This is a genomic window from Pseudomonas sp. G2-4 (assembly GCF_030064125.1).
Lineage (GTDB): Bacteria > Pseudomonadota > Gammaproteobacteria > Pseudomonadales > Pseudomonadaceae > Aquipseudomonas.
In genome coordinates, this window is record NZ_CP125957.1 from 1,918,209 (window position 1) to 1,938,811 (window position 20,603).

The 20,603-nt window shown below is 64.7% G+C and carries 8 protein-coding genes; 5 read left to right on the forward strand and 3 right to left on the reverse strand.

The genetic code is table 11. From position 1 onward, the window contains the following. Position 1 precedes the first annotated feature (1 nt). On the forward strand, positions 2–12,982 hold the full coding sequence (locus QNH97_RS08600) for a non-ribosomal peptide synthetase (protein ID WP_283556442.1): 12,981 nt from the start codon (positions 2–4) through the stop codon (positions 12,980–12,982). 195 nt (positions 12,983–13,177) lie between these two features. Then, positions 13,178–13,984, forward strand: coding sequence for an alpha/beta fold hydrolase (locus QNH97_RS08605; protein ID WP_283556443.1), 807 nt, complete (start codon positions 13,178–13,180; stop codon positions 13,982–13,984). A gap of 252 nt (positions 13,985–14,236) precedes the next feature. On the opposite strand, the gene dsbG is transcribed toward QNH97_RS08605, so the two are convergent. The 3 genes from dsbG to dsbD are packed head-to-tail and all read right to left on the reverse strand — an operon-like array spanning position 14,237 to position 17,576. After that, positions 14,237–15,004, reverse strand: a complete 768-nt coding sequence (dsbG, locus tag QNH97_RS08610) for a thiol:disulfide interchange protein DsbG (RefSeq protein ID WP_283556444.1) — start codon at positions 15,002–15,004, stop codon at positions 14,237–14,239. Next, positions 14,980–15,849 carry a TlpA disulfide reductase family protein gene (locus QNH97_RS08615; RefSeq protein ID WP_283556445.1) on the reverse strand — a complete coding sequence of 290 codons (870 nt, stop codon included), beginning with the start codon at positions 15,847–15,849 and terminating at the stop codon, positions 14,980–14,982. Before QNH97_RS08615 ends, dsbG begins: the two co-directional genes overlap by 25 nt. Further along, positions 15,849–17,576 (reverse strand): protein-disulfide reductase DsbD, encoded by a 1,728-nt coding sequence (dsbD, locus tag QNH97_RS08620; protein WP_283556446.1) that lies wholly within the window; start codon positions 17,574–17,576, stop codon positions 15,849–15,851. The genes QNH97_RS08615 and dsbD overlap by 1 nt, the downstream gene beginning before the upstream one ends. 175 nt (positions 17,577–17,751) lie before the next feature. Here dsbD and QNH97_RS08625 point away from each other — a divergent pair, with 175 nt between their 5' ends. The 3 genes from QNH97_RS08625 (at position 17,752) to QNH97_RS08635 (ending at position 20,567) form a co-directional block, all read left to right on the forward strand. Beyond that, on the forward strand, positions 17,752–18,432 hold the full coding sequence (locus QNH97_RS08625; RefSeq protein WP_025212669.1) for a response regulator: 681 nt from the start codon (positions 17,752–17,754) through the stop codon (positions 18,430–18,432). Next, positions 18,429–19,763, forward strand: coding sequence for an ATP-binding protein (locus QNH97_RS08630; RefSeq protein WP_283556447.1), 1,335 nt, complete (start codon positions 18,429–18,431; stop codon positions 19,761–19,763). The genes QNH97_RS08625 and QNH97_RS08630 overlap by 4 nt, the downstream gene beginning before the upstream one ends. Positions 19,764–20,045: 282 nt before the next feature. After that, complete coding sequence (locus tag QNH97_RS08635) at positions 20,046–20,567, forward strand: GNAT family N-acetyltransferase (RefSeq protein WP_283556448.1); 522 nt, start codon at positions 20,046–20,048, stop codon at positions 20,565–20,567. Positions 20,568–20,603 lie beyond the last annotated feature (36 nt).

Here is a 20,603-nt window from a genome sequence, read left to right on the forward strand (position 1 = left end):
CATGACCGACGCGTTTGAACTCCCCAGCACCCTGGCTCACGCCCTCCAGCGCCGCGCCGCGTTGACGCCGGACCGGGTGGCCTTGCGCTTCCTTGCTGACACCCCGGAGCAGGGCGTGGTGTTGAGTTATCGTGACCTGGACTTGCGGGCCCGGACCATCGCCGCCGCCTTGCAGGCCGAAGCGGCATTTGGCGAGCGCGCGGTGTTGCTGTTCCCCAGCGGCCCGGATTACGTCGCGGCGTTTTTTGGCTGCCTCTACGCCGGGGTGATCGCGGTGCCGGCCTATCCACCGGAGTCCGCCCGTCGCCATCATCAGGAACGCCTGCTGTCGATCATCGCCGACGCAGAACCACGCCTGCTGCTGACCAGCAGCGACCTGCGCGCGCCCTTGCAAGCCATCGAATCGGCCCCGCCGGTGTTGTGCGTCGATACGCTCGACCCGGCCCGCGCCGGGCAATGGCTGGCGCCGACGCTGGGGGACGATGACATCGCCTTCCTGCAATACACCTCCGGCTCCACCGCGTTGCCCAAGGGCGTGCAGGTCAGCCACGGCAACCTGGTGGCCAACGAATTATTGATTCGTCACGGCTTCGGCATCGACCTGAACCCCGACGATGTCATCGTCAGTTGGCTGCCGCTGTACCACGACATGGGGTTGATTGGCGGCTTGTTGCAGCCAGTGTTCAGCGGCGTACCGTGCGTGCTGATGTCGCCCGCGTACTTCCTCGCCCGGCCTCTGCGTTGGCTCGAAGCGATCAGCGAGTACGGCGGCACCATCAGCGGCGGCCCGGACTTTGCCTATCGGTTGTGCAGCGAGCGGGTCAGCGATTCAGCCCTCGCGCGTCTCGACCTGAGCGGCTGGCGCGTGGCCTACTCAGGCTCCGAGCCGATCCGCCTCGACACCCTGGAACGCTTTGCCGAGAAATTCGCTCCGTGCGGCTTCACGCCGGCCAACTTCATGGCTTCCTATGGCCTGGCCGAAGCGACGTTGTTCGTGGCCGGCACGCCGCGCCGTCACGGCATTCCTTCGCTGCGGATGGATGACGCGGCACTGGCGCATAACCGCGCCGAGCCGGGGCAGGGCAGTGCGGTGATGAGCTGCGGGATCAGCCAGCCCGGGCACGCGGTGCTGATCGTCGAGCCCAATACATTGCAGGCGCAGGCGGACAATCGGGTCGGTGAAGTCTGGGCCACCGGGCCAAGCATCGCCCACGGTTACTGGCGCAACCCCGAAGCCACGGCCAAGACCTTTGTCCAGCACGATGGCCGCATCTGGCTGCGCACGGGCGACCTGGGTTTCCTGCGCGACGGTGAGCTGTTCATCACGGGGCGCCTGAAGGATTTGTTGATCGTGCGCGGTCACAACCTTTATCCCCAGGACATCGAGCAAACCATCGAGCGCGAAGTGGAGGTGGTACGCAAAGGCCGGGTAGCGGCATTCGCGGTCGATGAGGGTGGCGAGGAAGGCATTGGCATCGCCGCAGAAATCAGCCGCAGCGTGCAGAAAATCCTGCCACCCGAGGCCTTGATCAAAGCCATTCGACAGGCCGTGGCCGAAGCCTGCCAGCAAGCCCCGAGCGTGGTGGTGCTGCTCAATCCCGGTGCGTTGCCCAAGACTTCCAGCGGCAAGTTGCAGCGTTCCGCGTGCCGTTCCCGGTTGGCGGACGGCAGCCTCGACAGTTATGCGCTGTTCCCGTCGGCCGAGCCTGAAGATGCCCGTGGGACGAGCCCGGCATCGGCGCTGCAAGCCTTGATCGGCCAGGTCTGGTGCGAACACTTGCAGGTCGAACAGGTCCAGGCCGACGATCACTTCTTCCTGCTGGGCGGCAACTCCATCGGAGCCACCCAAGTGATCGCGCGACTGCGGGACCAACTAGGCCTTGAACTCAACCTGCGCCTGCTGTTCGAAGCCCCGACTCTGGCCGCGTTCACCGCAGCGGTGGCAAGTCAGCCACAGGGCGACGGCCCGAGGGCGATCCAAGCCTTGCCACGCCACGAAGCGCTGCCGCAATCTTTGTCCCAGAACCGGTTGTGGATCACCTGGCAGTTGGATCCGGCGAGCCATGCCTACAACATTCCCGGTGCCTTGCACCTGCGCGGCGAACTGGACGAAGACGCCTTGCGCATCAGCTTCCAACAACTGATCGAACGCCACGAATCCCTGCGCACGCGGTTTCTGGAGCGGGATGGGGTGGCCCTGCAGCAGGTCGATCCGGCCGGTGAGTTCAATCTGCAAGTGCTCGACCTCAGCGACTTGCCTGCCGACCAGCGCGAAGCCCGGGCCCGGCAGATTCGAGACGAGGAGGCGGCCACGCCGTTCGACCTGGAAAAAGGCCCGCTGTTGCGGGTCACCTTGCTGCGACTCAATGAGGACGACCAACAATTGCTGGTGACGATGCACCACATCATTGCCGACGGCTGGTCGATGAATGTGTTGATCGAAGAATTCTCGCGGTTGTACGCCGCCGCCAGCCAAGGGCAGGTTGCCGAACTGGCACCATTGCCCTTGCAGTACGCCGACTACGGCAGTTGGCAACGTCAGTGGCTGGCCCAAGGGGAGGCCGAGCGCCAACTGATCTACTGGAAACAGCGATTGGGCGACGAGCATCCGACCTTGGCCCTCACCACGGATCATCCGCGCAGTGCGCAACGCCAGCGCAGTGCCGCGCGTCATAGCCTGCGCCTGGACAAAGGCCTTGGCGAGGCCCTGCGTCGAGCGGCCCAGGCCCATGACGCGACGCCGTTCATGCTGTTGCTGGCAGCGTTCCAGGCACTGTTGCAGCGCTACACCGGCCAATCCGACATCCGCATCGGCGTCCCCAACGCCAACCGTCCGCGCCTGGAAACCCAAGGCCTGATCGGCTTCTTCATCAACACCCAAGTGCTGCGCGGGCAGGTCGATTCACGTCAAGCGTTTGCCGCGCTGCTGGCCCAGGCCCGGGAAGCCACGCTCGGGGCCCAGGCCCACCAGGACGTGCCGTTCGAACAGTTGCTCGAAGCGTTTCCCCAGGCTCGGGAGCACGGCCTGTTCCAGGTGATGTTCAACCACCAGCAGCGTGACCTGAGCGCCTTGCGGCGTCTGCCGGGGCTGTTGGCCGATGAGTTGCCGTGGCACAGCCGCGAAGCCAAGTTCGACCTGCAACTGCACAGCGAAGAGGATCGCAACGGTCGGCTGACGCTGTCGTTCGACTACGCCGACGAGTTGTTCGAGACGGCGACCATTGCGCGATTGGCGGAGCATTACTGCAACCTGCTGCGAGCCGTCTGCGCCGATCCGCAACTGGCCATCGGCGATGTGCCGCTGTTGAACATCAGTGAACACAGCCAACAGCAGCAATGGAGTGCGGCCCCGTGTACGCCGGCCAGCCAATGGTTGCCGGAACTGTTGAACGAACAGGCCCGGTGCACGCCGCAACGTACTGCGCTGCTGTGGGACGGCGGGCGCATGGACTATGCCGAACTGCACACCCAGGCCAATCGCCTGGCCCATTACCTGCGGGACAAAGGCGTCGGTCCGGACGTGTGCGTGGCGATTGCCGCCGAGCGTTCGCCGCAGTTGCTCATCGGCGTGCTGGCGATCATCAAGGCCGGCGGCGCCTATGTGCCGCTGGATGCCGATTACCCGGCTGAACGCCTGGCCTACATGCTCCAGGACAGCGGCGTCGATCTGTTGCTGACCCAAACCGGGTTGCTCGAACGCTTGCCGGCCTGCGAAGGTGTCAGCGTCATCGCCATGGACGCCCTGCATCTGGAGCAATGGCCGAGCAATCCGCCGGGCTTGCACCTGCACGGCGAGCACCTGGCCTACGTGATTTACACCTCCGGTTCGACCGGTCAGCCCAAGGGCGTCGGCAACACCCACGCCGCCCTGGCCGAACGCTTGCAATGGATGCAGGCCACCTATGGGCTGGATGAAACCGATGTGCTGATGCAAAAGGCCCCCATCAGTTTTGATGTGTCGGTGTGGGAATGCTTCTGGCCGCTGATCACCGGCAGCCAATTGCTCCTCGCCGGCCCCGGCGAACACCGTGACCCGCACCGCATCGCCCAGTTGGTGCAGCAGTTTGGCGTGACCACGTTGCACTTCGTACCGCCGCTGCTGAGCCTGTTCATCGACGAACCCTTGAGCGCCCAATGCACCAGCCTGCGCCGGGTGTTTTCCGGCGGCGAAGCGTTGCCGGCCGAGCTGCGCAACCGCGTGCTGGCGCAACTGCCGTCGGCGCAATTGCACAACCGCTATGGCCCGACCGAAACCGCGATCAACGTCACCCATTGGCATTGCACCGAGGCCGATGGCGAGCGCTCGCCCATCGGCCGTCCCTTGGGCAATGTGCTGTGCCGCGTGCTCGACAGCGAGCTCAACCCGGTACCGGCCGGGGTGTCGGGTGAGTTGTGCATCGGTGGCCTGGGCCTGGCCCGGGGTTACCTCGGCCGTCCGGGCCTGAGCGCCGAGCGTTTCATCGCCGATCCGCTGGGGTCGGCTGGGGCGCGGCTGTACCGCACCGGCGACCGGGCGCGCTGGACCGCCGACGGTGTGATCGAATACCTCGGCCGTCTCGATCAGCAGGTCAAGCTGCGTGGCTTTCGGGTCGAGCCGCAGGAAATCGAAGCGCGCCTGCTGGCCCAGGACGGTGTCGCCCAAGTGGCGGTGCTGGTGCGCGATACCGCGGGCGGCCCACAGCTGATCGGCTATTACACCGCCCCTGATGTGGTTGAAGACAGAGACACGCTGAACAGCCGACTCAACGCCGCCCTGGCCGCCGAACTACCCGACTACATGGTGCCCGCCCAATTGCTGCGCCTGGCCGCCATGCCCCTGAGCCCGAGTGGCAAACTCGACCGCCGTGCCTTGCCTGAGCCGCAATGGCAGGTGCGCGAGCACGTCGAGCCGGTCAGTGCCCTTGAACAGCAGATCGCCGGCATCTGGCGTGAAGTGCTGGGCCTCGCGCGCATTGGCCTGCGGGACGATTTCTTTGCCTTGGGCGGCCACTCGCTGCTGGCGACCCAGATCATTTCCCGCAGCCGCCAGGCGTGTGACGTCGAACTGCCGTTGCGCACGCTGTTCGAGGCCAGTGAACTGGGCGCGTTCTGTGAGCAAGTGCGCTTGATCCAGGCCAGCGGCCAGACCAACCAGCAGCCACCGATCGCCACGGTCGATCGCAGCCAACCGGTGCCGCTGTCGTATTCCCAGCAGCGCATGTGGTTCCTCTGGCAGATGGAACCGGACAGCCCGGCCTACAACGTCGGCGGCATGGCGCGCCTGCGCGGGGTGCTGGATGTCGGGCGCTTCGAGGCAGCCTTGCAGGCGCTGATCCTGCGCCACGAAACTCTGCGCACCACCTTCCCCAGCGTCGACGGTGTGGCCCGGCAACAGGTGCACACCGAAACGGGCCTGCGCATGGACTGGAAAGACTTCTCCAGGCTGGCCACCGATGTTCGCGAGCAGCGGGTGCAACAATTGGCCGACAGCGAGGCGCACAAGCCCTTCGACCTGGAAACCGGGCCGCTGCTGCGGGCCTGCCTGGTCAAGACCGCCGAGCACGAGCATTACCTGGTGCTGACCCTGCATCACATCGTCACCGAAGGCTGGGCGATGGATATCTTCGCCCGAGAACTGAGCGCCCTGTACGAAGCCTTTATCGACGACCGCGAATCGCCCCTGGAACCCTTGCCGGTGCAATACCTGGACTACAGCGTCTGGCAACGTCAGTGGCTGGAATCCGGTGAGCGTCAACGGCAATTGGATTACTGGACCGCGCAACTGGGCCGTGAGCATCCCCTGCTGGAGTTGCCGGGGGACCGTCCGCGTCCGCCGGTGCAAAGCCATCGCGGCGAACTGTTCCGTTTCGACCTCAGCGATGATTTGGCCGCGCGAGTCCGCCACTTCAACGCGGAACATGGCTTGACCCTGTTCATGACCATGACCGCCGCCCTGGCCGTGCTGCTCTATCGCTACAGCGGCCAGACCGACCTGCGCATCGGCGCGCCGGTGGCCAACCGCATCCGCCCGGAAAGCGAAGGGCTGATCGGCGCGTTTCTCAACACCCAGGTGCTGCGTTGCCAGCTCGACGGGCACATGTCGGTGGGCGAACTGTTCGAGCAGGTGCGCCACACCGTCATCGAAGGCCAGTCCCATCAGGATTTGCCGTTCGATCATCTGGTGGAAGCCTTGCAGCCACCGCGCAGTGCGGCCTACAACCCGCTGTTCCAGGTGATGTGCAACGTGCAGCGTTGGGAGTTCCAGCAGAGCCGTACGCTGGCCGGCATGACCGTCGAATACCTGGTCAACGACGCCCGGGCCACCAAGTTCGACCTGAACCTGGAGGTCACCGACCTCGACCACCGCCTGGGTTGCTGCCTGACCTACAGCACCGACCTGTTCGACGAACCGCGCATCGCTCGCATGGCCGGGCACTGGCGCAATCTGCTGGAAGCGCTGTTGGCCGATCCTGCTCGACGGTTGAGCGAGCTGCCTCTGCTGGAAGCCGGCGAGCAGCAACAGATGCTCGACAGCCTGGGTGTCGAGCCCGGTGAGCATCGCCTCGACCAATGCCTCCATGAACTGTTCGACGAGCAGGTCCTGGCCCGTCCCGATGCACCAGCCCTGACCTTCGCCGGGCAGACCCTGACCTACGGCGAAGTCGACCGCCGCGCCAATCGCCTGGCCTGGATGCTGCGCGAGCGCGGTGTCGGGCCGCAGGCGCGGGTGGGCCTGGCCCTGGAACGTTCGCTGGAAATGGTCATCGGCCTGCTGGCGATCCTCAAGGCCGGCGGCGCCTACGTGCCGCTGGACCCGGAATACCCGCTGGACCGCTTGCATTACATGATCGAAGACAGTGGTGTAGGGGTGCTGCTCAGTGACCGGGCGATGTTCCAATCCCTGGGCTCATTACCGGACGGCGTGGGTCACTGGTGCCTGGAAGACGATTCGGGGGCGCTGGTGCAATACCCCGAACATGCGCCGCCGCTGATCAATCTGCCGCAACACCAGGCCTACCTGATCTACACCTCCGGCTCCACCGGCAAGCCCAAGGGCGTGGTGGTGTCCCACGGTGAAATCGCCATGCACTGCCAGGCGGTGATCAAGCGTTTTGGCATGCGCCCGGACGATTGCGAGTTGCATTTCTATTCCATCAACTTCGACGCCGCCACCGAGCGTCTGCTGGTGCCGCTGCTCAGTGGCGCCCACGTGGTGCTGCGGGCCCAGGGCCAGTGGGACGCCGAGGAAATCTGCGGGTTGATTCGCCAACATGGCATCAACATCCTTGGCTTCACCCCGAGCTACGGCAGCCAGTTGGCGCAATGGCTGGCGACCCAGGGGCAGACCCTGCCGGTGCGCATGTGCATCACCGGCGGCGAAGCCCTGACTGGCGAGCACCTGCAACGGATTCGCGCGGCGTTCAGCCCGAGTCTGTTCTTTAACGCTTATGGTCCGACCGAAACCGTGGTCATGCCGCTGGCGAGCCTGGCCCCGGAGCACCTGGAGGAGGGTGCGGCGAGTGTGCCGATTGGCAGTGTGATCGGTGCGCGGGTGGCCTACATTCTCGACGCCGACCTGGCCCTGGTGCCCCAAGGCGCCACGGGCGAATTGTATGTCGGCGGCGCCGGCTTGGCCCAGGGTTACCACCAGCGTCCGGGCATGACCGCCGAGCGTTTTGTTGCCGACCCGTTTGCCGCCGACGGCGGGCGCCTCTATCGCACCGGTGACCTGGTGCGCCAGCGTGCCGACGGTTTGGTGGAGTATCTGGGGAGGATCGACCATCAGGTGAAGATCCGTGGCTTCCGCATCGAACTGGGGGAAATCGAAACCCGCCTGCTGGAGCATGACGGCGTGCGCGAGGCCGTGGTACTGGCCCTCGACACGCCGGCCGGCAAGCAACTGGCCGGTTACCTGGTGACCGATGTCGCCGAACAGGACGCCGAACTACAGGCGGCCCTGCGCGATGCGTTGAAAAACCACCTCAAGGCACAGCTGCCCGACTACATGGTGCCCGCGCACCTGATCCTGCTGGCGAGCATGCCGCTGACCGCCAACGGCAAGCTTGACCGCCGTGCCTTGCCGATGCCGGATCCCGGACTCAATCGCCAACACTACGTGGCGCCGAGCAACGCTTTGGAGCAGACCCTGGCGGCGATCTGGTGCGCCGTGTTGAACGTGGGGCAGGTCGGTCTCAACGACAACTTCTTCGAGTTGGGCGGTGATTCGATCCTGTCCATCCAGGTGGTCAGCCGCGCCCGGCAACAGGGCATTCATTTCACTCCTCGCGACCTGTTCCAGCACCAGACCGTGCAGACCCTGGCCGCTGTCGCCACCCACAGCCAGCAGATAAGCGCCGAACAGGGCCTGTTGCAGGGTGCATCCGGGCTGACGCCAATCCAACACTGGTTCTTCGACAGTCCGATCCCCAACCGTCACCACTGGAACCAGGCGCTGTTGCTGGAACCGGCCATCACCCTGGACCCGCAACCTCTGGAGCAGGCCCTGCGCGCTGTCTTCCAACACCACGATGCCTTGCGCCTGGGCTTCGACCCGTCTGCGGGGCATTGGCGTGCCGAGCATCGGCCGTTGTCCGAGGCGGCGCTGTTGCAACAGGTGTCCGTGGAGGGCGTGGAGGCCTGTGAGCGTGTATTCGCCGAGGCCCAACGCAGTCTGGATCTTTCAACCGGCCCTCTGCTGCGTGCCGTGCTGGCGCAGATGCCGGATGGCCAGCAACGGCTGCTGATCGTCATCCATCACCTGGTGGTCGACGGGGTGTCGTGGCGGGTGCTGATGGACGATCTGCAAACCGTCTACCGCCAGCTCACGGCCGGACAAGAAGTCCAACTGCCAGCCAAGACCAGTCCGTTGCGTGACTGGGCCGCGCGGTTGCAGGCCTACGCCGGCAGCGAATCCCTGCGCGAAGAACTGGATGGCTGGCAAGCGCAGTTGCGCGGCCCGGAGGTGACGTTGCCGTGCACGCGTCCTGACGGCGGGCTTTTGGAGCGTCACGCGGAAACGCTCAGCGTGCGCCTGGACGCCGAGCGCACCCGGCAACTGCTGCAACAGGCCCCGAGTGCCTACCGCACTCAGGTCAACGACCTGTTGCTCACGGCGCTGGCTCGGGTGCTGTGCCGTTCAAGCGGCCATGCCTCGGCTCTGGTCCAGCTCGAAGGCCACGGCCGCGAGGCGTTGTTCGATGACATCGACCTGACCCGCACCGTGGGTTGGTTCACCAGCGTTTATCCGGTGCGCTTGAGCCCAGCGGGTGAAGACTTCAGCGCGTCGATCAAGGCCGTCAAGGAACAACTGCGCGCGGTGCCCCACAAGGGCCTCGGCTATGGCGTGCTGCGCTACCTGGCCGACCCGGCGAGTCGCGCGGTGATGGCCGGCCTGCCGCAAGCGGCGATCACCTTCAACTACCTCGGCCAGCTCGACCAGACCCTCGGCCATGACGCGCTGTTCCGGCCGCTGGACGCACCGCTGGGGGCCATCCATGACCCCGATGCGCCGCTGCCCAACGAGCTGAGCATCGACAGCCAGGTCAGCGGCGGCGAGCTGGTATTGCGCTGGACCTTCAGTCGCGAACGCCACGACAGGCAAGCCATCGCCACCCTGGCCGAGTCCTACCTCGATGAGCTGCAACGCCTGATCGAACATTGCCTGACGGACGAGGCGGGCGGCCTGACGCCGTCGGACTTCCCCCTGGCGAAACTCACCCAGGGCCAGCTCGACAGCCTGCCGGTGCCGGCCGGGCAGATCGAAGACGTCTACCCGCTGACGCCGATGCAGGAAGGCATGCTGCTGCACACCCTGCTGGAACCGGGCACCGGCCTGTACTACATGCAGGACCGCTACCGCATCAACAGCGAGTTGGACCCGCAGCGTTTCGCCCAAGCCTGGCAGGCGGTCATCGCCCGCCACGAAGCCTTGCGCGCGTCGTTCTGCTGGAACGTCGGCGAAGACATGCTGCAGATCATCCACAAGCCCGGTAGCACGCCGGTGGACTATCTGGATTGGGCTGAAGTGCCCGAAGACGCCCAGGAAGCCAAGCTCCAGGCGCTGCTCAAGGACGAGCGCGAGGCCGGTTTCGATCTGTTGAACCAGGCGCCGTTCCACCTGCGGCTGATCCGCGTTGGCGCGGCGCGCTACTGGTTCATGATGAGCAACCACCACATCCTGATCGATGCCTGGTGCCGCTCGCTGCTGATGGATGATTTCTTCGAGATATACACCGCCCTCGGCGAACATCGCGAGGCGCAACTGGCCGTACCGCCGCGCTATCGCGACTACATCAGTTGGCTGCAACACCAAAGCCTGGCCGAAGCCCGGCAGTGGTGGAAGCACAACCTGCAAGGCTTCGAGCGGACCACGCCGATCCCCGGCGACCGACCGTTCCTGCGCGAACATGCCGGTGACAGCGGCGGCATGATTGTTGGCGACTGCTACACCCGGCTCGACGTTCGTGATGGTGCACGCTTGCGCGAATTGGCCCAGGCCCATCAACTGACCATCAACACTTTCGCCCAGGCGGCATGGGCCCTGGTCCTGCGACGGGTGAGCGGCGACCGGGACGTGCTGTTCGGCGTCACCGTGGCCGGGCGTCCGGTGGAGCTGCCGCAGATGCAACGCACGGTGGGGCTGTTCATCAACAGCGTCGCGCTGCGGGTGCAGATGCCCGCGGACGGTCAGCCCTGCAGTGTGCGCCAGTGGCTCAGCGGCTTGCTGGACAGCAACATGCAACTGCGCGAGTACGAGTACTTGCCGTTGGTGAGCATTCAGGACGTCAGTGAACTGCCCAAGGGCCAGCCGCTGTTCGACAGCCTCTTTGTATTCGAGAACGCGCCGGTGGAAGTCTCGGTGCTGGACCGCGCCCAAAGCCTCAACGCCACCTCGGACTCGGGGCGCACCCACACCAACTTCCCGCTGACGGCGGTCTGCTACCCGGGGGATGACCTGGGACTGCATCTTTCCTATGACCAGCGCTATTTCGATGAATCCACCGTCGAGGGCCTGCTGGACGAGTTCAAACGCTTGCTGCTGGCGCTGATGGAGGGTTTCCACGGTGACATGGCCGAGCTACCGCTGATTGGCGCCGAGGAACAGAAGTTCCTGGTCGATGGCTGCAACCAGAGCGAGCGGGCCTATCCGCTGGAGCAGAGCTACGTCGAGCTGTTCGAAGCACGGGTCGCGGCCCATCCGCAGCGCATCGCCGTCAGTTGCCTGGAGACAACCTACAACTACGCCCAGTTGAATGCCCGCAGCAACCGCCTGGGCCATGCGCTGATCGCTGCAGGCGTTGGGCTCGATCAACCGGTGGCGCTGCTGGCCGAACGGGATGCGCAGTTGCTGGGCATGATCATCGGCAGCTTCAAGGCCGGTGCCGGTTACCTGCCGCTGGACCCGGGCCTGCCAAGCCAGCGCCTGAGCCGTATCATCGAACTGAGCCGCACACCCTTGCTGGTCTGCACCCAGGCCTGTCACGCCCAGGCGCTGGCGCTGCTGGACGCGTTCGCCTGTTCCGGGCGGCCGAGGCTGCTGGTGTGGGAAGACGTCCAGGCCAGCGATGTCTCGCTGGAAAACCCTGGCGTCTACAGTGGGCCGGACAACCTGGCCTACGTGATCTACACCTCCGGTTCCACCGGGCAGCCCAAAGGCGTGATGGTGGAACAGCGGGGCATGCTCAACAACCAGCTCAGCAAGGTGCCTTACCTGGCGCTGAGCGAGGCGGATGTGATTGCGCAGACGGCGTCCCAGAGCTTCGATATTTCGGTCTGGCAATTCCTCGCCGCGCCCTTGTTCGGCGCGCGGGTGGACATCGTGCCCAACGCCATTGCCCACGATCCCCAGGGGCTGCTGGAGCATGTGCAGCAGCAGGGCATCACCGTGCTGGAAAGCGTGCCGTCGCTGATCCAGGGCATGCTCGCCCAGGAGCGCATTGGCCTGGACGGCCTGCGCTGGATGCTGCCCACCGGCGAAGCGATGCCGCCGGAACTGGCCCATCAATGGTTGCTGCGCTACCCCGACATCGGCCTGGTAAATGCCTACGGGCCGGCGGAATGCTCTGATGACGTGGCGTTTTTCCGGGTCGACATGGCCTCGACCCGCGGCACTTACCTGCCGATTGGTACGCCCACCGACAACAACCGTTTGTACCTGCTCGATGGTGCGCTGGACTTGGTGCCGTTGGGCGCCGTCGGCGAGTTGTGCGTGGCGGGCACCGGGGTTGGCCGCGGTTATGTCAGCGATCCATTGCGCACCGCCCCGATGTTCGTGCCAAGTCCGTTCGGCGCGCCAGGGGAGCGGCTGTACCGCACCGGCGACCTGGCGCGGCGCCGCAGCGATGGGGTGTTGGAGTATGTCGGACGCATCGACCATCAGGTGAAGATCCGTGGCTACCGCATCGAACTGGGGGAAATCGAAGCGCGGCTGCATGAACAGCCCGAAGTGCGCGATGGCGCGGTGGGTGTGCAGGAAGGCGCCAATGGCAAGCATCTGGTGGGTTATCTGGTTGCCGCCGATTCGACGCTGCAACCGAGCGAACGCCTGGAGCGCATCAAGCAACGCCTGCGCAGCGAGTTGCCGGAATACATGGTGCCGCTGCACTGGCTATGGCTCGAGCGCCTGCCGCTCAACGCCAATGGCAAACTCGACCGCAAGGCCTTGCCGGCCCTGGAGATCGGCCAGTTGCAAAGCCGGGACTACCAGGCCCCTGGCAATGCACTGGAGCAGACCCTGGCGGACATCTGGGCCCAGGTGCTGAAAGTCGAGCGAGTAGGGGTGCGGGACAACTTCTTCGAACTGGGCGGGCATTCTTTGCTGGCGACGCAAATCGCCTCGCGGGTGCAAAAGGCCCTGCAACGCAACGTACCGCTGCGGGCGATGTTCGAGTGCAGCACGGTGCAGGAGTTGGCTGAGTACATCGACGGGCTGGCCGCCAGTGAAATCACCGAGGAGAAGGTGGATCGGCTGAATGATCTGATGGCGGAATTGGAAGGGTTGTAGTTTTGCGGCGTCTATAGAGGCGTCATCGCGAGCAAGCTCGCTCCCACAGGGTTTGTGATCGATGCAAATCCAATGTGGGAGCGAGCCTGCTCGCGATGGCGTCATTAGTAACACCGCAAAGCCCCCGGTTGACGCCTCGTCCTGCACGGCTCAGGCTCCCCAGGGCTTTTCCACACTCAAACCAGGAGGTCATCGATGCCCTTTGCAACTATTGACGGAAAAACGCTGCATTACTTGGACCAGGGCCAAGGCCCGGTGGTGTTGCTGGGCAGCAGCTATTTGTGGGACCACACCATGTGGGCACCGCAGATCGAAACCCTGTCCCGGCATTACCGGGTGATCGCCCTGGACCTGTGGGGCCACGGCCAATCCGGTCGGTTGCCCGAGGGCATGACCTCGCTGGACGACCTGGCCCGCCAGGCATTGGCGTTGATGGATCACCTGGACATCGACTGCTTCAACCTGGTGGGGCTCTCGGTGGGCGGGATGTGGGGCGCGCGGCTGGCGCTGACGGCGCCGGAACGACTCAGTTCCCTTGTGCTGATAGACACCTATGTCGGCGTCGAGCCGGAGCCGACCCGCCTGTATTACTTCTCGCTGTTCGACAAGATCGAAGCCATCGGCAGCATTCCCGAACCTTTGCTGGACATCGTCGTGCCGATCTTCTTCCGGCCGGGCATCGATCCGCAGTCACCGCTCTACCAGCAGTTCCGCGCCGCACTGGCGGCATTGCCAGCCGACCGCTTGCGCGACAGCATCGTACCGTTGGGGCGGATCATTTTCGGGCGGGACGATATCCTGCCACGCCTGCATGAACTGGATGCCGAGCGCACCATGGTGTTGTGCGGCGATCAGGACAAACCGCGCCCACCGTCCGAGGCCCAGGAGATGGCGGAGTTGATCGGTTGCCCTTGTCTGCTGATCCCGGAGGCGGGGCACATCTCCAACCTGGAGAATCCGGAATTCGTGACCACTGCACTGCTTGAGTTTTTGCGCAGCTGACCCACCGCTTTCGCGAGCAGGCTCGCTCCCACAGGGGGATTCGGTGGTGTATCCAGCCGGATTCCTTGTGGCGAGGGAGCTTGCTCCCGCTGGGGCGCGAAGCGGCCCTGAGACCTGGCGACTCGGTGTGTCAGGCAAATGGTTGGGGCTGCTGCGCAGCCCAGCGGGAGCAAGCTCCCTCGCCACGGGGGGGCGTGCACGCCACCCCTCCCTTGCGGGAGCGACCCTTCACAAGGTTTGCAGGGTCGTCTGTCACTTCGGCCCGAGAATCTTCACCAGTTTGTCCGGTGATGGCGCGCCTTGCTGTTGTTGCAGGTCGCCCTTGTCATCCAGATAGAAAATCGCCGGAGTGGCGGAGAGTTCCAGTTCGTCCATCAACTGCTGGTTGGCGTCCAGTTTTGCCTGGATGGCCGGTGGTATGTCCTTCAGGGGCTTGAGTGCGCTGCCCTTGCCGGCCTTTTCATGGGTTTCCAGGGCTTTTTCCGCGTCCTTGGCCGCCAGCAACGCGGCGGATTTGCCCGGGCTGTCTTCGCGGATGATACCCACCATGATGTGGCGCAACTGCACCTTGCCGGCCTTGACCCATGGGCGTGCCTGTTCCCAGAACATGTTGCAGTACGGGCAATTCGGATCACTGAACAGGTACACGGTGCGCGGTGCGTCCTTGTTGCCGTCGGCGATCCAGTTGCTGGCTTCCATCTTCGCCCAGACTTCCTTGGCCATCGGGGCGTATACCAGCTTTTGCAGCGGCTCCACGCTCAGGTCCTTGCCGTCGGCGTCGTACAGATTGCCCAGCAGGACGTGCTGGCCATCCGGCGTCAGGTACAACGCCATGCCACGGTTCTGGTACTGCGCCGCGTAACCGCGCAAGCCGTCCGGGGCCTCGAAGGTTCCGACGATTTTCGCGCCCTTGGCTTCGATTTTCTTGATGGCCGCAGGCAATTCTTCGGCCTGTAGCAGCGGTGCCTGCAGCAGTGCGCTGGCGAATGCCAGCGTCAGCAGGCGGTGGAGGCGGGGCATGGCGGTTTCCTTGTGGCAGGGTGGGACGCCGTGGTCGAACCCGGCGTTTCGAAGTATTCCAGGGCGCGGGCCAGGCTCGCTTCCGACAATTCGCCCAAGTGACTGCCCAGCAGGCGGCCGTCAGCGCCGTAGAACAGTGTCGTTGGCAGCGCCATGGAACCGACGGCCTGGCCGAGGCGACCACTGCCATCGAACAGCACGTTGTCCAGGCTCAAGCCCTGGGTGGCGAGGTAGGTGCTGACGCTTTGCATGCTTTCGGCCTGGTTGACGAACAGGAACGTCAGGTCCGGACGCTGTTGCTGGGCTTCTTCCAGCACCGGCATTTCCCTTCGGCAGGGCGGGCACCAAGTGGCCCAGAGGTTGATCACCAGGGGGCCGCCCTGATAATCGGTGAGCTTTACGGTCTCGCCGTCGGCGGTGCGCAGGGGGATGTCCGGCAGCCGGGTGCCTTGCTCATAGATCGTCAATGACATCGTCGCCACCAACCAGAACAGCAGGCCACTGCCAACGCCGAAACCCAACGACCGGCGCAGGGCCGGTCGGCGCCGGGCCCACAGCAACGCGCCAATCACCAGCGCCACGATGCCAGGCCAGGCCAGGAACCCCCCATCGCGCAGATCGACGATCTGCCACGGATCATCCTGGTAATGGCTCCAGTAGGCCGCGACAAAACCGATCCGCGCGGCCAGGATCCCCAGCAAAAACAGCACGAACAGCACCGACTCGGGATTTTCGCCACCGCGCTTGGCCACTCGCCAGCCGACGAAAGTCGCCAGTGCGAGGGCGCTGATCAGCAACAGATGGTTAAGGGCAATGGCAAAGGTCCCGAGGGTAAACGTCAGCATCAGCGCGCGTCCCGGGTGATGTTCCAGCGCTCCAGGAACACCTTGGCGTTGACTTCCCCGGTGATCCGCTGGCTGCGGCGCTCTTCACCGTCGCCGCCGATCCACAGCAGGCTCGGTGGTCCCGGTACTTGGTAACGGCCCAGCAGTTCGCGGCTGGCGGCGTTATCGGCGGTTACGTCCAGGCGCAGCAGGCGCACGTCTTTCAGGGCGTCCAATACCTCGGCGCGGCCGAATACCTGCTTTTCCATGATCTTGCAGGACACGCACCAGTCGGCGTAATAGTCCAGCAACACCCACTGGCCCTGGGCCTTCGCCGCGTCCAGTTCCCGTTGCAAGGCTGCCGGCTCACTGACCGTGGTGAAAGCATCGTGGGCACTGAAGGTTGCGCTGTTTTCGGTGCCGGCGTAGACCTTCAGGGGCTGGAAAAAATCTTCGCCGCCGCCTGCTGCACCAATCACCAGCAGACTGCCCCAGAGGCCGAACAGCAATGACGCGCTGCCGCAGACATAGGCAATGCGGCCGAAGCCTTCGGTCTGGCGCCAGGCGCTGTAGGCGGCAATCAACAACAGCACACCCCACAGGCCGAGCCACAGCGAACCATCAATGATCGGACGAATCATCAGCAGCGCAGTGCCCAGGAACAGGAAGCCAAATACGCCCTTGAGCAGGTTCATCCAGGCGCCGGGCTTGGGCAGGAAGCGATTGCCTACGGTCACCAGCAGCAACAACGGCAGGCCCATGCCGATGCCCATGGTGAACAGGATCAGTCCGCCGTGCAGCGCATTGCCGCTCTGGGCGATGTACAGCAGCGCGCCGGCCAGCGGGGCAGTCATGCACGGGCCGACCAGCAGCCCGGACAGCGCGCCGAGAACACCGGCGCCCAGCAGGCTGCCGCCGCGGCGCTGGCGTCCGGCGTTTTCCAGCCGGTCGCGAAGGGCCGCCGGCAATTGCAATTCGAAGAAACCGAACATGGGCAGCGCCAGGAGCACGAAGATCGCCGCGAAGGTGCCCAGCAACCACGGCTGTTGCAGCAGTGCCTGGAGATTAGCCCCCAACAGCGCGGCGAGCACGCCCATGGCGGCGTACACCAAGGCCATGCTGATCACGTAGCTGCCGGCCAACGCCAGCCCGCGCCGAGGCCCGGCGCCGCTACCCACCACCAGCCCGGCGAGGATCGGCAGCATGGGCAGGGAGCACGGCGTGAAGGCCAGCAACAGCCCCAGGCCGAAGAACACCAGCAGGCTCCAGGCCAATGCCCGTTGTTGCAGGCCGCTGGCCAGGGCTTGGTCCGGCGCTTCGCTATTGGCTGCCGCGGCTGCACTGCCACCCAGGTCCACCACTTGGGTCTGGGGTGGATAGCACAGGCCCGCGTCGGCGCAGCCCTGGAAGCCGACCTTGATCTTGCCGGTGGCGCCAGCCGGAATCTTCAGCTCCAGCGCCTGGCGATAGACTTGTTGGTCGCCGAAAAACTCATCGCTGTGGGCTTCACCCTCAGGCAGCTGCGGTTGTTGCGCCTCGGCAAGCCCGTCGAACTTCAGTCGTTTCTGATACAGGTAATAGCCATCGGCGATCTGCCAGAACAGCTGGGTTTCGCCGGAGTCCAGGCGTTCGGAGGTGAACACGAACGCCTTTTCCACCGGCAGGAAATCGGGTTTGGTCTCGAAGGGATTGGCGGCCTGGGCCAGGCCCGAAATCAGCAGCAGCCACAGCAAAAACAATCGACGCATGGATAAAGCCTTAGAACGGAGCAAGTGGAAAGCACAATGGCGACTGGCGATTAACCGTCGATTAACCCGGCGACGACCGGTAGGCAGCAATGATCGCCCATGTTTGCCGTACTCGTCGCATAATGTCGGCTTAATCGGCCAGCGGCCTAATGTACCTTTTTCCACGGGGCTTACCATGCACGTACTGGTCTGCGAAGACGATGAGCTGATCGCCAGCGGGATCGTTGCCGGGCTCACGGCCCAGGGCCTGACCGTCGAACACGTCGCCACGGCATCGGCGGCGCGGGCGATGGTCGGCGTGGCCGAGTTTGACGTCATGGTGCTGGACCTGGGGTTGCCCGACGAGGACGGCCTTAAATTGCTCAAGCAACTGCGCCAGCAAGGCCTGGAGATACCGGTGTTGATCCTCACGGCCCGGGACTCGGTGACCGATCGGGTCGATGGCTTGCAGGCCGGTGCCGATGACTATCTGCTCAAGCCCTTCGACCTGCGCGAACTCGCGGCGCGCCTGCACACCCTGCTGCGGCGCGTGGCGGGGCGCAGCGTCAATCTGATCGAACACGGCCGCCTGACTTACGACCCCAGCAGCCGGGAAACCACGTTGGCTGGCCAGCCGGTGGACCTGTCCCGTCGGGAGCAGTCGCTGTTGCAAGCGCTGCTGCACAACCGTGGCCGGGTGCTGTCCACCGAGCAACTCAAGGACAGCGTCTACGGGTTCAATGACGAGCTGGAAAGCAACGCCCTCAACGTCCATATCCATCACCTGCGACGCAAACTGGGTAACGGAATCGTCGAGACCGTGCGTGGACTGGGCTATCGCCTCGGTCCGGCCGATGGCGGGGAATCTTCCAAGTGATGAGCCTGCGACTGCGCCTGAGCCTGACCCTCGGCGCGGCCTTTGCCCTGATCTGGGCCTTGGCCGCGGCATGGATGCTCAGCGATCTGCGCAACCAGATGATGTTCTCCCTCGACCAGCGTCTGGTGGCCTCGGCGCGGATGGTCGCCGGGCTGCTGGAGCAGTTGCCACCGCTGCCCAGCAAGGGCGAAGGCACGCATTTCAGCGCTGAGCAATTGAGTATTCCTGGCGGTATGGCCTGCCAGGTCAGTTCCTTGCGCGGTGAGATTCTCGCTCGTAGTCACGGCACGCCAGAGCAAGCCCTGGAAGCCGAGAAAATGGGCTTTCACGACCAGATGATCGACGGTGCGCCCTGGCGCAGCTTCACCTTGGCCCGAGGTGATCTGCGCATCACCACCGCCGACCGTCAGATTGAACGCGAAGCCTTGAACATGTCGATACTGCTGGCGGCCTCGGTGCCGGTTGGCGTGGCGTTGCTCGGGTGTCTGTGCTTGCTTTGGCTGGGCATCGGCCAGGGCCTGGCACCGCTTAACCGCATGCGCGACGCGCTGATGCGACGCAATGCCGACTCTCTTGAGCCCTTGCAGATCCACCCGTTGCCCAGTGAGCTGCGGCCCTTGCTGGAAACCCAGAACCAGCTGTTCCAACGCATTGGCAAGACCATCGAGCGGGAGCGCCGGCTGACCGGCGATGCCGCCCACGAATTGCGCAGTCCGCTGACGGCCATCAAGACGCACCTGCAAGTGGCGCGCATGACCGAAGGCGCTGCCCGCGACCAATCCCTGGCCCGGGCCGAGGAGGGTGCCGACCGCATGCACCGCACGCTTGAGCAATTGCTGCTGCTGGCCCGGGTCGAAGGCAGCCTGTCGTTCGACGACGGCGTGCAGTGCAACGCCGAGCAGGTCGCCCGGCTGGCGATCCAGGACGCGGCGAGCAATGATTCCCGACGGATCAAGCTGCATGTATCGCCAGGACTGTCCGACGCCCCGGTGCAGATGCCGGCGGTGCTTTCCATTGCCGCCTTGCGCAATCTGCTGGATAACGCCCTGCGCCATACCCCGGACGATACCGATGTGGAGCTGAGCCTGGAGATGATCGGCCAGCGCGTGCGTTTCCAGGTACGTGACCACGGGCCCGGCATTGCTGCCGACGATATCCAGCACCTGACTCAACGCTTCTGGCGCAACGGCCAGAGCACCGGCTGCGGGCTGGGGCTGGCGATCGTCCAGGCCATCGTCCAGCGGTGCGGCTGCGGCCTGCATTTCGACAGCCGCCCGGATGGGCTGCGGGTTGAATTGACGATGCCGGTGCAGCAACCCCTGGTCAAGTGAGTGGTTCCGTGGCGAGGGAGCTTGCTCCCGCTGGGCTGCGCAGCAGCCCCCTAGCCCGAGAGTGCGGTGAGTCTGGTGGGGCCCGGGCGGCGGATTTGGGCCCGCTTCGCGGTCCAGCGGGAGCAAGCTCCCTCGCCACAATGATTCAGGCTAGCCCCAAGAACATTGGTAATCCCCCAGCGTGGGTTGTACATCTGCCGTAACGACCTGCCATTGGCGCAACCACCTTATCCGGGTCTATGTTTTTTTCAGCTCGACTCAAGGACTGAGGAAAACCGCGCCATGGACACGTTCATCGAAGTCTGCACAGCCACGCCCAACGATGCCGGCATCATCAGCCGGATCGCCGAGCGCTCCATCCGGGTCGGTTGTGCCGTCGCACACCGTAATGACCCGCGTATCGTGGAGGCCTGGGTCCGCAATAACACCCTCACATATGTCCAACCCTGGCTGGCCGATCCACGGCTGCGCCTGACCCTGGCGCGTTTGCAGGGGCGGCCGGTGGGTACCGCCATGGCCTCGGTCGATGGACGGATCGCGTTTTGCTACGTGCAGCCGGAATGGTTTCGCCGTGGTGCCGGGCAGGCGCTGGTACGCGACATCGAGGCGTGGCTGCGCGAGCGTGGGGTCGCCCAGGTGCGACTCGACAGCACGGGCACCAGCCAGGCGTTCTATCGGCGCATGGGGTTCGAGCAAAGTGCCGAGGCTTTCGTCATCGACGGTGTCACGGCCATCGCGATGCATAAGCCACTGATCGAACCCGTAGGGAAAGTTCGGCCCGAGAGTAAATCCATGCCTCGCTGATGCGTTTCCACAACAGGAAACCTGCACGTGCGCCCG

Bases quoted from the DNA above. Each gene is read 5' to 3' on its own strand.
- QNH97_RS08600 (WP_283556442.1), top strand. From the start codon at position 2: ATGACCGACGCGTTTGAACTCCCCAGCACCCTGGCTCACGCCCTCCAG.
- QNH97_RS08605 (WP_283556443.1), top strand. From the start codon at position 13,178: ATGCCCTTTGCAACTATTGACGGAAAAACGCTGCATTACTTGGACCAG.
- dsbG (WP_283556444.1), bottom strand. From the start codon at position 15,004: ATGCCCCGCCTCCACCGCCTGCTGACGCTGGCATTCGCCAGCGCACTG.
- QNH97_RS08615 (WP_283556445.1), bottom strand. From the start codon at position 15,849: ATGCTGACGTTTACCCTCGGGACCTTTGCCATTGCCCTTAACCATCTG.
- dsbD (WP_283556446.1), bottom strand. From the start codon at position 17,576: ATGCGTCGATTGTTTTTGCTGTGGCTGCTGCTGATTTCGGGCCTGGCC.
- QNH97_RS08625 (WP_025212669.1), top strand. From the start codon at position 17,752: ATGCACGTACTGGTCTGCGAAGACGATGAGCTGATCGCCAGCGGGATC.
- QNH97_RS08635 (WP_283556448.1), top strand. From the start codon at position 20,046: ATGGACACGTTCATCGAAGTCTGCACAGCCACGCCCAACGATGCCGGC.